The organism is Flavobacterium sp. 83 (genome assembly GCF_000744835.1).
Taxonomy (GTDB): Bacteria; Bacteroidota; Bacteroidia; order Flavobacteriales; family Flavobacteriaceae; genus Flavobacterium.
The window spans coordinates 2,074,583-2,088,181 of sequence record NZ_JQMS01000001.1; the positions used below are offsets into that span (position 1 = coordinate 2,074,583).

Annotated in this window: 16 protein-coding genes; 12 read left to right on the forward strand and 4 right to left on the reverse strand. The window is 34.0% G+C overall.

The window, feature by feature from the left end; genetic code table 11:
* Nucleotides 1–99 precede the first annotated feature (99 nt).
* Complete coding sequence (locus T410_RS09115) at nt 100–1,221, reverse strand: hypothetical protein (RefSeq protein WP_035670779.1); 1,122 nt, start codon at nt 1,219–1,221, stop codon at nt 100–102.
* Between the two features lie 141 nt (nt 1,222–1,362).
* On the opposite strand from T410_RS09115, the gene T410_RS09120 reads away from it, so the two are divergent.
* From T410_RS09120 to T410_RS09170, 11 genes are all read left to right on the forward strand, one after another.
* Complete coding sequence (locus T410_RS09120; protein ID WP_238567358.1) at nt 1,363–2,901, forward strand: IS1182 family transposase; 1,539 nt, start codon at nt 1,363–1,365, stop codon at nt 2,899–2,901.
* A gap of 241 nt (nt 2,902–3,142) precedes the next feature.
* Nucleotides 3,143–3,502, forward strand: a complete 360-nt coding sequence (locus T410_RS09125; RefSeq protein WP_152556947.1) for a hypothetical protein — start codon at nt 3,143–3,145, stop codon at nt 3,500–3,502.
* A 162-nt stretch (nt 3,503–3,664) separates the two neighbouring features.
* Entirely contained in the window at nt 3,665–3,910 is a 246-nt protein-coding gene (locus T410_RS09130) for a hypothetical protein (protein WP_035670784.1), read from the forward strand.
* 6 nt (nt 3,911–3,916) lie between these two features.
* Nucleotides 3,917–4,111 (forward strand): hypothetical protein, encoded by a 195-nt coding sequence (locus T410_RS09135; protein WP_035670786.1) that lies wholly within the window; start codon nt 3,917–3,919, stop codon nt 4,109–4,111.
* 311 nt (nt 4,112–4,422) lie between these two features.
* Nucleotides 4,423–4,767 (forward strand): hypothetical protein, encoded by a 345-nt coding sequence (locus T410_RS09140; RefSeq protein ID WP_035670789.1) that lies wholly within the window; start codon nt 4,423–4,425, stop codon nt 4,765–4,767.
* A gap of 187 nt (nt 4,768–4,954) precedes the next feature.
* Nucleotides 4,955–5,245 (forward strand): hypothetical protein, encoded by a 291-nt coding sequence (locus tag T410_RS09145; protein ID WP_035670792.1) that lies wholly within the window; start codon nt 4,955–4,957, stop codon nt 5,243–5,245.
* A gap of 209 nt (nt 5,246–5,454) precedes the next feature.
* Nucleotides 5,455–5,655 (forward strand): hypothetical protein, encoded by a 201-nt coding sequence (locus tag T410_RS09150; RefSeq protein ID WP_035670795.1) that lies wholly within the window; start codon nt 5,455–5,457, stop codon nt 5,653–5,655.
* 2 nt (nt 5,656–5,657) lie between these two features.
* The gene (locus tag T410_RS09155; RefSeq protein WP_035670798.1) at nt 5,658–5,840 is read left to right on the forward strand and encodes a hypothetical protein; all 183 of its coding nucleotides are present in this window, start codon (nt 5,658–5,660) and stop codon (nt 5,838–5,840) included.
* A gap of 339 nt (nt 5,841–6,179) precedes the next feature.
* Nucleotides 6,180–7,718, forward strand: a complete 1,539-nt coding sequence (locus tag T410_RS09160; RefSeq protein WP_238567358.1) for an IS1182 family transposase — start codon at nt 6,180–6,182, stop codon at nt 7,716–7,718.
* Between the two features lie 253 nt (nt 7,719–7,971).
* Nucleotides 7,972–8,346, forward strand: a complete 375-nt coding sequence (locus T410_RS09165) for a hypothetical protein (RefSeq protein WP_035670801.1) — start codon at nt 7,972–7,974, stop codon at nt 8,344–8,346.
* A gap of 174 nt (nt 8,347–8,520) precedes the next feature.
* Nucleotides 8,521–8,787: a hypothetical protein gene (locus T410_RS09170; protein WP_035670803.1), complete on the forward strand. Its 267-nt coding sequence runs from the start codon at nt 8,521–8,523 to the stop codon at nt 8,785–8,787.
* Nucleotides 8,788–8,926: 139 nt separating this feature from the next.
* On the opposite strand, the gene T410_RS09175 is transcribed toward T410_RS09170, so the two are convergent.
* Complete coding sequence (locus T410_RS09175; RefSeq protein ID WP_035670805.1) at nt 8,927–9,970, reverse strand: site-specific integrase; 1,044 nt, start codon at nt 9,968–9,970, stop codon at nt 8,927–8,929.
* A 462-nt stretch (nt 9,971–10,432) separates the two neighbouring features.
* Between T410_RS09175 and T410_RS09180 the strand changes: the two genes are divergently transcribed.
* The gene (locus tag T410_RS09180) at nt 10,433–10,873 is read left to right on the forward strand and encodes a hypothetical protein (protein WP_035670807.1); all 441 of its coding nucleotides are present in this window, start codon (nt 10,433–10,435) and stop codon (nt 10,871–10,873) included.
* Nucleotides 10,874–11,222: 349 nt separating this feature from the next.
* Here the strand turns inward: T410_RS09180 and T410_RS09185 are convergent, their stop codons facing one another.
* Together T410_RS09185 and T410_RS09190 are read right to left on the reverse strand one after the other, a co-directional pair.
* Nucleotides 11,223–12,437, reverse strand: coding sequence for a peptidylprolyl isomerase (locus T410_RS09185; RefSeq protein WP_035670809.1), 1,215 nt, complete (start codon nt 12,435–12,437; stop codon nt 11,223–11,225).
* Nucleotides 12,438–12,468: 31 nt separating this feature from the next.
* Nucleotides 12,469–13,584, reverse strand: coding sequence for a peptidylprolyl isomerase (locus tag T410_RS09190; protein ID WP_035670812.1), 1,116 nt, complete (start codon nt 13,582–13,584; stop codon nt 12,469–12,471).
* Between the last annotated feature and the right edge of the window lie 15 nt (nt 13,585–13,599).

Below are 13,599 nucleotides of genomic sequence, written 5' to 3' on the forward strand. Positions count from 1 at the left end.
ATTTTGCGGTTAAGGACTAATTATTCAAATGCAAAACCAACTTTAAATTAAGCATAAAACCCAAATCTTGCCAAACCTGTGTTAGGCGTTCGTTTTTTCTTATGGATTCACTTTTTTCAATTCCATTTGAATAGTGTCTTTGTATAAAATCATTTTCCACTGCATTGATTTATTTCTAAAATTGTTAATCTGAACAGGAATTGTATCAGGTTTATTCGGATTTTTTTCGTAAGATATAACCTTAAAATTTTGTTCTTTATCATTGTAATGATACTTCATAAATAGAGAAGTACTATCCACATACATATATGGATTTGGACAATAATACATTTTTCCTCTTTCTTCTATATAGATTGTTTTCCAAGCTAAAGTATCGTTTTGCCATTCATTTTCAAGAATCAATCTTCCATTACGAGTCATCGATTCGACTTTCCATTTTCCAAAATATTTTTTTGAAAGATGAACGTCATAATTATAGTAAATAACAAACAAACAAGGAATCATAATACAGAACACACGCGCAATTGAGCGTGAAAAATTATTACCAATTGATGGTAGTGTATTTTTGTATTGATTAAAGAAGTTTATTATGTTAACTTTTTGCTGTAGAAATAGATTAACTAAACCTAATGATATTAAGATAGATGTAAATAGTGTAATTGGTCCAATACTATAAAAAATATTAATCAAAACAATATTCAGCATTAAAGGTAAAAGTATTGTTATACCTAATAAAATGGTACGTTTAAATAACAAAAGAATGCTACCAATTATTTGAAAAAACGCCAAAATTATAGCAAGTCCATAAGAAAATCCATAATATTTCCAAGTTAGTTCTGGACCCGTTAATGCGCTTGATAAGGAATCATTTATATGATATGAATAATTAAAATTGACTTCAAATATTTTTTGAAATCCAAAATCCAATAGTAAAAATGCAATCCAATAACGTAACAATGTTGTAAGCCAAGAAATATATTTTGTTGAATTAAAAGTTCCATTTTTCTCTTTATTGTGCCAATAAATAGAAAATCCAATTGAGAATAGTATTGCCAATCCTAAAGTCAAAAATCCTGTAGGAAGTACAAACTGTGAAAGTTTATAAGGTAAAAGTGGTAAGATTATAAAAAGAGCAGTATTTATAGCACCAACAATTGCTAAAAAACATAATGAAAATTTCGAAAACCATTTTGTGTTATTTATCGCTTCACTTGAATTCATAGATTTATTTTAATTAATATTTTTCGGTTTCTGCTCGAGTAAAATGACGCCTAACGGCAGTCTGTGAAAAAACTTCGGTTTGGTTGATAACAAATATAGGGATTAGCTTGTACAAAAAGAAGATTTTTCGTATTTTTAGTAATGCAACATATTCAAGGAATTTCACGTAATCAGCTGCGCATTTCTAGTTTAGAAGACGCAATTTCCAGCGACAATCAAGTTCGCTTTATCGATGCTTTTGTAAATACCATCTCCATTTTAAGACTTGGATTTAGTCTGCAAACCCTTAAAAAAGAAGGACGCCCGAGTTACCAAACGCCGGTATTTTTAAAAATCTATTTGTATGGCTATCTTAATGGAATAAGAAGTAGTCGGAAATTAGAAAAAGAATGTTTTAGAAACCTAGAGATGCAATGGCTTTTAGAGGGGATTTGTCCGAACTACCATAGCATTTCTGATTTCAGAAAAAACAATCCTGTAGCCCTAAAGAACTTATTCAAACTCTTTGTTTGCTTCTTGAAAGATATCGATTTGATAGGAGCAGAAACCATCGCGATTGATGGTACAAAAAGCCGGGCGCATAATAGTAAGAAAGCGAATTTCAATCAAAAGAAAATCGATAAACACCTAGAATATATCGAGAATAAAACCCAAGAGTACCTGACTGCATTACAGGAAAATGATGTACAAGAAAATCCTGTTATAATTCAAAATATCCAAGAAAAAATAGAACGCTTAAAAGGGAATAAACTGCGATATGAACTCTTGGAAGAAAAACTAAAGGCCAGCGGCGAACCGCAAATAAGTACTACCGATAGTGATGCTAGGGCTTTATTAGTACAAGGACAAGTAGTTGAGATATCGTTTAATATCCAAGCTGCCGTGGATGCTAAGCACAATCTGGTAGTAGCCACGCACACGATCAACCGTAACGACAGGAATGCCTTGTCAGCAATAGCTTTGGAAGCCAAAGAGAATCTAGGGATTGCAACGTACAGCGCTTTGGTGGACAAAGGCTATCACAACGGAAAACAAATCGAGATCTGTCAGCAAGCTAATATTACGACCATTGTAGCCCAGCCCAATCAAGGGAAAAGCAACGAAAACGGCACCCAGCCGGATTATTTGGTAGCCAATTTTCAATATGATAAAAATACCGATACCTATACTTGTCCACAAGGCGAAACATTGCATACCACAGGGAATTGGCACAAGAAAAGCAGTTCAAAAGACGGATATAATTTTAAAAAATACCGAACGTCAAAATGCAAAGAATGCGCGGTGAAACATCTTTGTACGAGTCGGTCAGGAGGCCGAGAAATTGATCGAGGTCAATATGCTGATGCTGTAGAAGAAAACAACAAACGCTATCGAGAGAATCCCCAATTGTATCGCAAGCGACAAGAGATTAACGAGCACATCTTTGGGACTATCAAACGACAATGGGGTTACAACCACACCAACTTAACGGGATTAGAAAAAGTAAATGGAGAACACAGCCTGATTATGCTGGTGTATAACATCAAGCGGAGCATCAATATACTGGGCGTTCCTGATTTGATAGCCAAACTCCACAAATGGAACTCACCCTACAAGGCAAAAGTCTTGTTTTTGCTAAAAACGAACCATTTAAAGCTAACTAATGCCCTTGATTTTTATCTAATGAAATTAGTAGCCTAAAAAAAGAGCCTTCTTAAAAGGCTTTATTTCAATTGTAGAACAGGAAAATTCAAGGTTTTTAATGGGAAAAGGAGGTTTTTTCACAGCCTGACGGTTCTCGGCTTTAAGAAGTAGCGGAAAAGTACACAAAAATTATTAATTAAACACAAATTAACCAAACACAAAAATAACATCAAATTAAGCCTTAAACCGCTATTTCTTAAAACCGATGTTAGTAGCTGTGTTTTTAAAATCAACAAAAATGAGAACAAAAATTTATCTTTATTTCGGATTATTTGCATTAATAATCGTAGGAGCAATTTCAATTGGTGTTTATAATGACACTAAAATTTCAATCGTAAAAAATTGCAAAGTAATTGAGTTACAACAACAACAATTAATTACTGGTGGAAAAGACAATATGCGTACAGAAATACGCTATTTGGTAATTACAGACAAAGAAACTTTTATTTGTGAAAGTTCTATGTTAAACGGCAAATTTGATAATTCAAATGTTTTTTGGCACTTAAAAAAAGACAAAACTTATACTTTTAAAGTTTGTGGAGTTGGTAAAGGATTTCTTTTCGATTATAGAAATGTAATTAAAGAAACGTTAACGTAGTATTCCTGATAACGTTTCGCTAGTACGCCACACTAGGGATAAGCAAGCGTAGTGCTTTCTGATGTAATAGATTAAAACAAACACAAAACAATATTAACCTAAGCCGAATGCCCTAGTAGGTTGTACTAGCTGTTATATTCTCGGCTTTATAACACTAAACATATGATAACAGCGGAAAATTTTTTATTAAATAAAGTAAGAGAAATACAATACAAACAACCAACTCCAAAACAAGTTGAATTATGGATGGAAGAGTTTGCAGAAATACGAGTAAAAGACGTTAATAATTATTTTACTAAGGAAAAAAATATAATAAGAGTAATCAATTCATATAAAGGAACTGGACAAATAAAAGGAATTGCAATTAGTGAGCTTAAAAAAGCTATTAAATCTATTTTTAATCAATAAAAAACTATGTTTAGAATAAGAAAAGTATCAGAGAAAAAATTTGTTGTTGAAGTCTTAGTCTCAAAATGGACTTTATTTGGATTAAAAAAAGAATGGAAACCATTTGTAAAAAGTGCTGGATTAGATTGTGCTTGGCATCATTCTACTTATGATTTTGCAATGATGAATTTACTAAACGAAGTTAAAGAACAAATAAAATGAAAGAAAATATAAAAAAAATAATAGCGATAAAACTTATAAATATAGCTTATAAAATAATGCCTAAATGTAAATTTAAAACAAAAATGGGAATGTTTATAATTTACAATGTGAATGAGTTGTGAAAACGAATCGTAGCAATTGAAGATAACGTTTCGCTAGTACGCCACACTAGGGATAAGCAAGCGTAGTGCTTTCTGATGTAACAGATTAAAACAAACACAAAACAATATTAACCTAAGCCGAATGCCCTAGTAGGTTGTACTAGCTGTTAGGGAATCGGCTTTATAACACTAACAAATTAAATTAAACAAATGGAAAAATTAAAAATTGGCGACAAAGTTTATATCGCAGAATCATTAAAATGGTCAAAAAGAGTAAATTATGTTCTTGATGAAGTTATAAGGCTTACAAAAACGCAAGCCATTTTATCAAAAGGCAGAAAAATAATAAACGAACCTACAAGAGATTGGTGTAAAAAAGATTGTTTTGCTGAATATGGAGAAAGATATAATAAATGGTATTTACAGACTAATGAAATACTTGTAACTGTAAAAGCTGAAATAGAAAGGCAAACTATTGAACAATGGTTTTGTACTAAAAAATTTACTGATGAAGAAAAAAGAATTATTTATTTACAATTAAAAAAGCAAGAGTAGCTTTGGTTACAAAGTTGCTCGAAGCTGGAATATAACGTCATGCTAGTACATCACGCTAGGGAATAAGTAAGCGAATTGCCTTCCGATGCGACAATTAACAACAAATGCAAAAAAATATTAACCAAAAGACCGATGCCCTAGTGAGTTGTACTAGATGTTAGGGAATCGGCTACATTTTTACAAAGTTATGATAACAGGAAAAGCAAGAGAACTGTTTTTAAAATGGTTTAAAGAAGAAAAATTAATGACGGGTTTTGAAGATAAACCAATTTACACTCAAATATTTTTATTGTGTGAATGGTTCAAAATTAAAAATTACTGCATATCAGTAAAGTCAAATTATATCGGATGCGATTATTCAGCGAGAATTACGTTTAACGAAGGGAATATTGATTCTCTTTTTCACGAAAATTTAGAAAAAGCATATATAAGAGCAATTGAAATTTCAAACGAGGAATTTAACGACAGATTTGAATAGCTGTTTCCTAACGTTGATTCTTTGCGAGGTTTTTCGGAGTGGTAAGCCCGAAATTTTCAGAGTTGAAACCAAACATACCAAGTACACACGAATAATTAAATTAAACCAAATGCCGAAAATCATCGCAAAGAAATTGTTATATTCTCGGCTTTTTTTAAATACAACTTTTGATTAAAATTATATACAAAAAAACGTAAAAATTATATATTATGGATGTGAGTAATACAGTCGTTGTTTTTATAACCGACAAAAATGGATGTGAAATGTTTAAAGAATATGTTCACAAAGATTATGCAGAATCTTCAAAAAGAGATTTGCAAAGACATTTAGATGCTGCGAAATTAAATCCAGCGTATTATCATTTTTTAGATGTACCAACTGCACGAATTGAAATTAAAAAAATAGAATAATTATGAAATATCTTGTATTAACACTACCAAGTAAAGAAAAAATATATGTAAATATAGCTTCGGCTTTAAATTTTTACAGAAACGTTTTTCAAGTGAATGAAATAAAAACAACAATAATAGATTTTGGAAATGATAACACACTAAGTGTTTTAGAAACTCCAGAAGAAATTTATGACAGATTATAATTATGAAAACAGCAATGCAAGAATTAATTAAAAAATTAGAACAAAAAAGAGATTTGTGAAAAGTTGACGGCAACATAACAGAAAGAAGGATGAGAGGTGTTTATGTAGATGCAATTGTTTTAGCAAAAGAACGAATGCAACAAGAAAAAGAACAAATCATTGATGCTTATACTGCTGGAGAAATACGCCCCCTACAATGGGAATAAATATTATTATTCCACTTTTGGCGACTCCCACGAAGCTGGAATATAACGTCAGTCTGTGAAAAAACTTCGGTTTGGTTGATAACAAATATAGGGATTAGCTTGTACAAAAAGAAGATTTTTCGTATTTTTAGTAATGCAACATATTCAAGGAATTTCACGTAATCAGCTGCGCATTTCTAGTTTAGAAGACGCAATTTCCAGCGACAATCAAGTTCGCTTTATCGATGCTTTTGTAAATACCATCTCCATTTTAAGACTTGGATTTAGTCTGCAAACCCTTAAAAAAGAAGGACGCCCGAGTTACCAAACGCCGGTATTTTTAAAAATCTATTTGTATGGCTATCTTAATGGAATAAGAAGTAGTCGGAAATTAGAAAAAGAATGTTTTAGAAACCTAGAGATGCAATGGCTTTTAGAGGGGATTTGTCCGAACTACCATAGCATTTCTGATTTCAGAAAAAACAATCCTGTAGCCCTAAAGAACTTATTCAAACTCTTTGTTTGCTTCTTGAAAGATATCGATTTGATAGGAGCAGAAACCATCGCGATTGATGGTACAAAAAGCCGGGCGCATAATAGTAAGAAAGCGAATTTCAATCAAAAGAAAATCGATAAACACCTAGAATATATCGAGAATAAAACCCAAGAGTACCTGACTGCATTACAGGAAAATGATGTACAAGAAAATCCTGTTATAATTCAAAATATCCAAGAAAAAATAGAACGCTTAAAAGGGAATAAACTGCGATATGAACTCTTGGAAGAAAAACTAAAGGCCAGCGGCGAACCGCAAATAAGTACTACCGATAGTGATGCTAGGGCTTTATTAGTACAAGGACAAGTAGTTGAGATATCGTTTAATATCCAAGCTGCCGTGGATGCTAAGCACAATCTGGTAGTAGCCACGCACACGATCAACCGTAACGACAGGAATGCCTTGTCAGCAATAGCTTTGGAAGCCAAAGAGAATCTAGGGATTGCAACGTACAGCGCTTTGGTGGACAAAGGCTATCACAACGGAAAACAAATCGAGATCTGTCAGCAAGCTAATATTACGACCATTGTAGCCCAGCCCAATCAAGGGAAAAGCAACGAAAACGGCACCCAGCCGGATTATTTGGTAGCCAATTTTCAATATGATAAAAATACCGATACCTATACTTGTCCACAAGGCGAAACATTGCATACCACAGGGAATTGGCACAAGAAAAGCAGTTCAAAAGACGGATATAATTTTAAAAAATACCGAACGTCAAAATGCAAAGAATGCGCGGTGAAACATCTTTGTACGAGTCGGTCAGGAGGCCGAGAAATTGATCGAGGTCAATATGCTGATGCTGTAGAAGAAAACAACAAACGCTATCGAGAGAATCCCCAATTGTATCGCAAGCGACAAGAGATTAACGAGCACATCTTTGGGACTATCAAACGACAATGGGGTTACAACCACACCAACTTAACGGGATTAGAAAAAGTAAATGGAGAACACAGCCTGATTATGCTGGTGTATAACATCAAGCGGAGCATCAATATACTGGGCGTTCCTGATTTGATAGCCAAACTCCACAAATGGAACTCACCCTACAAGGCAAAAGTCTTGTTTTTGCTAAAAACGAACCATTTAAAGCTAACTAATGCCCTTGATTTTTATCTAATGAAATTAGTAGCCTAAAAAAAGAGCCTTCTTAAAAGGCTTTATTTCAATTGTAGAACAGGAAAATTCAAGGTTTTTAATGGGAAAAGGAGGTTTTTTCACAGCCTGACGTTCCCACGCTTGCAGATGTGGCGAAATTAAGGACTAAAAATAACAAGTACAAACCCAAATTAAGATTATCAGAGGTTTTTCCGCAGGAAAAAACGATGTAAGCCATAACTGCAAACGTGTGTTAGGGTGCGTTGTGGGTAATTTAAAACTAAAAGTAATTATGAAAAACACAGAATTAAGAATTGGAAATTTAGTTGAATGCTTTGGAATTAGAGAAGTAGTCGCAATTAAAAAAGATAAAATTAAAGTTCAAAATGAATCTGAAAAAGGGCATTTTATTTTAGAATGGACTCCAATAACTTCACTTTCATTAAAACCTATAAAGTTATCAGAAGAACTTTTATTGAAATTAGGAGCTGTAAAATTAGACTTTAAAACGTTCCCTTGCTTTAATTATAAAGGAATGCAAATTAATTATGTAAGAGGAATGTGGATTGAATATGTAAGTCAGGTTGAAATCACTGGATTGCATCACTTACAAAATATTTTCTATTTCAGAATGTGCGAGGAATTGTCAATTGAAAACTTAATATAGCAATGCACCCTAACGTATCGTGGCTTTGCGAGGATTTTTGGCAAGATAAATCCTTGTGCTTCGGTTGATGATAGAAAACAACAAATACAAACGAATAATTAAATTAAACCAAGTGCCGAAAATCTCGCAAAACCACTGTTATCAGGAGTACGGCAATTAAAAACTAAACTTATTATGAAACTTTCTTTTTTAACAGAAATAGTAACTAAAAGAGCAAACCAATTAAAAGAAGATGCTCGTTATAGCGGCTCTTATAGTGATGGAGGTTGTGGTAGTTTATTGAAAAGACTACAAGATTATAGACAAAAATTTGTTGTAAAATTAGATTTACGACCATCAGAATTTAAAAACCTTAACGATATTGAAGTTGGAGAGCCTGAAGAATTTTCAGAAGTAATTGAAAAGTATAAAATTCAATTAGCCAAAAACATCAAACTATAAGGTCTTATGAAACGGAATTGTAGTATTCCTGCTAACTCGTTTATACCAGCCATAAAATGGCTCCAATCTACCTATAAAGGGTTGGCTTTGTGCCATAAAAGACTCTGGTATTTATTTAGCTAAATGTATAAAATAAATATTACAAATCATCAAAAGGACTTTTTATTTGTTGCAAACTTTTCGTACTAACGTGGGTGTAAATCTCAGTAGTTTTACTGCTGCTATGCCCTAATAATTCCTGAATGTATCTCAAATCAGTTCCGCTTTCGAGTAGGTGCGTGGCATAACTATGTCGTAGCCAATGTAAACTTACGGGTTTGCTTATTCTTGATTTTGTTAATGCCTGTTTTAGTACATTAGATAAACTGCGTTCATCGTATTTTGTATTGTTGTTTTGTCCCTCAAATAGCCAAGTTTTTGGTTTATATCCTATATAATATTCTCGGAGCATTTCTAATATTTTTGGAGACAAAGGAGCAATTCGGTCTTTTTTACCTTTGCTTTGGCGAATAATTACAATCCCTCTTTTGGAATCTATATCAGCAGGTTTTAAATTTAAAAGTTCGCCACGACGCAAACCACAACTATAAATTAAGGACAGCATCGTTTTGTGTTTGATGTTGCTGTGGGCATTCAAGATAGATTTCACTTCCTCTTTACTCAAAACGTTGGGCAATAGCTTGGCTCGTTTGGGACGGTGAATTTTATCCACTTCAATTTTAGTGTTTTTTATAGTTTTAAAATATAGCTTGATGGCGTTTGTAATTTGGTTCTGATATGAAGCCGAAAGCTTATTCTTTAATATATAGTCGTTGTTGTAGATAATCACGTCTTCATTATTGATTTCGGCAATGGGTTTTTCTCGATAGAAAATCAGGAAAGATTTTAAGGCTTCGCTATAGGTAGTAATAGTGCTTTCGCTATAGCGTTTAGAACGAAGCCATTGTTTGAATTTCTCTATTTGTTCCATTCCCTCAAGAGATGGGAGCGAATTTGCCTGGGGTTCTATTTTGAAACGTTCTCTGTTTTCTACTGTATCTGGAAGGTGCCAAACTGTTTTTTGCTGGCTCCATCTGGCTCCTTCTATTTGTTTGATACGGGCAATCAGGTCTTGATTTTTTTCAAAATAGACGGCGATTCTATTTTCGCTATTGTGTTTTATCAGTTTTGCTGCCCAAGTCATATTGTGTTGGTTTTGTGATTGAAAGATACTAATTTTTTTACAATTATTGTTTTGTTTAGCCAAAGGTTCTTATGGTGCTGAGGCTTTTTTGCGTGAGGGATAAAAGCGGAAATCCTCCCGATTTTTCTTCGGGAGATTAAAGCGGATAGCCCGACCCGCTTTTTTTAGCGGGTCACGCCCAAATTGTAAATTTTAGAATCAGTAGCAGAATTTGTGTACTATTAATTTTTAAATAAAAAGGTAGTGGACTTTGCGAAAAACTTTGCGAACTTTGCGGTCAAATATTACGAGATGAAAGGAGTATAACGCAAGTTTGAAATAAACAACTGTAGCGCTATGCAAATTACATATTGCTTAAAAAAATATAAACTACCTATGAAATCGCCATGACAACATTTGTCGCAATCACCGATGAAGATCTGGCGATACCATATTGCATTAAAAAACAAATAGTATCTACATATGAAAATAAATCCAAAAAACGGAATTGACAAGCTCATTTTCGGAATGAAACAAAATGATGTTACCGCTATTTACGGGAAACCGGATAGGAATTACAAGGACGAAGATGATAATGTGATTTTTGCCTACAATAAACTAAAAATGCGTTTGACGTTCTATGTAGAGGAAGATTTTAAATTAGGGTATATCGTGGCGTCTAGCCCGGAAATGGAGTTGTTTGGGAATAAAATAATCAATAGAAAAATAAGTGAGGTCAAAAAAGATTTGGCTTCCAAAGGAATAACTAAATTTACTCAGGAAGAATTCGACACGTTCGAAAACTATTTCAACGAGGAAAACTGGATTATTTTTCAAACGGAATTTGATGAAGTGGTGAAATTTGAGATTGGTGCTATTATCAATCAAAAAGACGAATTCGACTGGAAATTTGGAAAGAAATAGTCTCCTTTCTGATTGGCGTTATATAGCATACAGATGACACGGATGCTACAGAAAAAAACGGATTTTTAAAATGTTTTTTTAATCAGTGTAAATCCGTTTAATCGGTCTAATCCGTTTGCTGAATTTTTTGACTAAATGGCTTCATCGAAATAGATTGAAATAATAACCCCGTCTCGTTTTTATGCCAAAAGTCGCTATAATATAGTCCAATTCTATTTTTGTCACATCGAGCGCAGTCGAGATGCAAGAATGGTTCTCGACTGCGCTCGAACTGACAAATTGGACTTTTTTATAAAAGTTATTGGTATTAGGAACGAGACGGGTTTGTTTATTGAATGCTTTTTGGGATTTACTGTTTTGGAGCCGGTTGTTTTTCAAACATTTCCAATTCGAAAACAAGATTTGTATTAGGGGGAATTACACCACCAGCACCTCTTTGTCCATACGCTAAATTAGATGGAATAAAAATCACTGCTTTGTCTCCATAAGTCATTAGATTCAATGCTTCTAAAAATCCAGGAATCATTCCGTCTTTTTTACCTGCTTCAAAAGGGAAAGGTTGGTATCCGTTTTGTGCGGCTCTGTTTGCATCGTATTTTCCATAAGCTTTGCAAATGTCTTCATAGCTGCTGTCAAATAAGGTTCCGTCCTCAAAATAACCGGCATAATGAAAATAGAAAGTTGTTCCGTCAGCAGGTTTTACTCCGCTTCCTTTTTGAACTATTTTATAGGCTAAACCTGAAGCTGTAGTTGTAGCAGTCGCTTTTGCAGTTTTTAAATAATCTGCTTTGGCATAGATAACGCTACCGTATTTTTCAAAATACGCTTTTTTCTCTTCGGCTTGAATTGCAGCTTGCTTTTTTTGGTTTTCAGCATCAATTAAAGCTTGTTTCTTTGCGTCCTCGGCTTTGTTGCCATAATAATCAGAGAATACTTTTGGGGCGTCAAATTGTTTTGCCAAAGCTCCTTTTCTGGTAATGGTGATTTTTTTAATAACATCATCTTGAGCAATCAAGTTGACAACATTCATTCCTTGTGTAACGTGACCAAAAATAGTGTGTTTTCCGTTTAACCAAGGCGTGTCTTTGTGCGTGATGAAGAATTGGCTTCCATTAGTGGTTGGACCTGAATTGGCCATAGCCAAAATTCCGCCTTTATCAAATTTCAAATCGGTAAACTCATCTTTGAACGCATATCCCGGGCCACCAGAACCGTTACCGGATGGATCACCACCTTGAATCATGAAATCTTTGATGACACGGTGAAATTTCAAACCATCAAAAAATGGTTTTCCTTTTAGTTTATCGTCCAAAACATAAGTGTTTGTTCCCTCGCTAAGTGCAATAAAGTTCGCAACAGTTACTGGCGTTTTTTTGTATTCCAGTTGAACGGTAATATCTCCTTTGGTAGTTGAAATAGTAGCAAAAATACCTTCAACTGCTACAGGAGCTTTTGCAATAGTTTTTACTGCTGTTCCGGGCTTTTTAGCAGGAACTGGTTTTTTAGTTTGAGAATGTACCGTTACCATTCCTAGGAATAATAAAATTAAGATTTTAAATTTCATCGGGTAATAATTTAAGGTCTGACTTTTTTAGTTATTGTTGGATTAATTCAATTTCAAAAATAATATTGGCATTTGGCGGAATTACGCCACCTGCTCCAGCTGGTCCATAGGCTAATCTTGACGGAATGAAAAGTACTGCTTTGTCACCAAGGGATAATTTCTCCAGTCCTTCGATGAAACCAGGAATCATGCCATCTTTTTTTCCTGCTTGAAAAGGAATGGGTTGGTAGCCGTTTTGAGCAGCTCTGTTTTCATCGTATTTTCCAAAAGTCTTAGCTTCACTTTCTATACTTGCGTCAAAAAGTTCTCCGTCTTCCAGAAAACCGGCGTAATGAATGTAAATACTTGCTCCGTTAGCGGGTTTTTTACCACCACTTTTTTTAGTGATTATGTATCGCAATCCTGAAGGTGTTGTTGTTGCTTTGGCTTTTAGTGTTGCAAAATAAGCTATTTTTTGGTCTCTGACAGCTTTGTATTTTTCGTCGTATATTCTTTTGTTTTCAGCGTCGAGAGCTGCTTTTTTCTTTTGATTTTGAGATTCGACAGCAAAATAATCATTGAATATTTTCACGGCATCAAACTTTTTGGCAGCTTCGCCATTTCGGATGATAGTCACTTTGTTGATGAAGTCATTTTGCTCAATCTTGTTGACTACATCCATTCCTTTTTCGACAACATGGCCAAAAATGGTGTGTTTCCCGTCTAGCCAAGGTGTTGCAAGATGTGTAATGAAAAACTGGCTGCTGTTAGTCGCCGGACCGTTATTGGCCATAGCCAAAACACCGCCTTTGTCAAATTTCAAATCGGTAAACTCGTCTTTGAATTTATAACCGGTATCTCCAGATCCTGTTCCTAGTGGATCTCCCGTTTGGATCATAAATTCTTTGATTACTCTGTGAAATTTCAAACCGTCAAAAAAAGGTCTTTTTTTCAGATTTTCATTGGTGACAAATTCATTTTTTCCTTCGGCCAAAGTCACATAATTGGCTACTGTTATTGGTGCTTTTTCGAAATCTAATTGCACTATGATTTCTCCTTTATTGGTTTCAATTTTAGCATATAAACCATCAGGAAGCGTGTTGTGTTCTTCTTTACAAGAATACAATGTGGTAAGTACCAGCAAAAGGAATAGGAAGCTTTTTTTCATACGGCGTTAATGTTT

Coding starts and splice junctions, on each gene's coding strand:
- T410_RS09125 (WP_152556947.1), top strand. CDS start 3,143: ATGAGAACAAAAATTTATCTTTATTTCGGATTATTTGCATTAATAATC.
- T410_RS09140 (WP_035670789.1), top strand. CDS start 4,423: ATGGAAAAATTAAAAATTGGCGACAAAGTTTATATCGCAGAATCATTA.
- T410_RS09150 (WP_035670795.1), top strand. CDS start 5,455: ATGGATGTGAGTAATACAGTCGTTGTTTTTATAACCGACAAAAATGGA.
- T410_RS09180 (WP_035670807.1), top strand. CDS start 10,433: ATGAAAATAAATCCAAAAAACGGAATTGACAAGCTCATTTTCGGAATG.
- T410_RS09175 (WP_035670805.1), bottom strand. CDS start 9,970: ATGACTTGGGCAGCAAAACTGATAAAACACAATAGCGAAAATAGAATC.
- T410_RS09165 (WP_035670801.1), top strand. CDS start 7,972: ATGAAAAACACAGAATTAAGAATTGGAAATTTAGTTGAATGCTTTGGA.
- T410_RS09170 (WP_035670803.1), top strand. CDS start 8,521: ATGAAACTTTCTTTTTTAACAGAAATAGTAACTAAAAGAGCAAACCAA.
- T410_RS09145 (WP_035670792.1), top strand. CDS start 4,955: ATGATAACAGGAAAAGCAAGAGAACTGTTTTTAAAATGGTTTAAAGAA.
- T410_RS09190 (WP_035670812.1), bottom strand. CDS start 13,584: ATGAAAAAAAGCTTCCTATTCCTTTTGCTGGTACTTACCACATTGTAT.
- T410_RS09160 (WP_238567358.1), top strand. CDS start 6,180: ATGCAACATATTCAAGGAATTTCACGTAATCAGCTGCGCATTTCTAGT.
- T410_RS09135 (WP_035670786.1), top strand. CDS start 3,917: ATGTTTAGAATAAGAAAAGTATCAGAGAAAAAATTTGTTGTTGAAGTC.
- T410_RS09155 (WP_035670798.1), top strand. CDS start 5,658: ATGAAATATCTTGTATTAACACTACCAAGTAAAGAAAAAATATATGTA.
- T410_RS09185 (WP_035670809.1), bottom strand. CDS start 12,437: ATGAAATTTAAAATCTTAATTTTATTATTCCTAGGAATGGTAACGGTA.
- T410_RS09115 (WP_035670779.1), bottom strand. CDS start 1,221: ATGAATTCAAGTGAAGCGATAAATAACACAAAATGGTTTTCGAAATTT.
- T410_RS09120 (WP_238567358.1), top strand. CDS start 1,363: ATGCAACATATTCAAGGAATTTCACGTAATCAGCTGCGCATTTCTAGT.
- T410_RS09130 (WP_035670784.1), top strand. CDS start 3,665: ATGATAACAGCGGAAAATTTTTTATTAAATAAAGTAAGAGAAATACAA.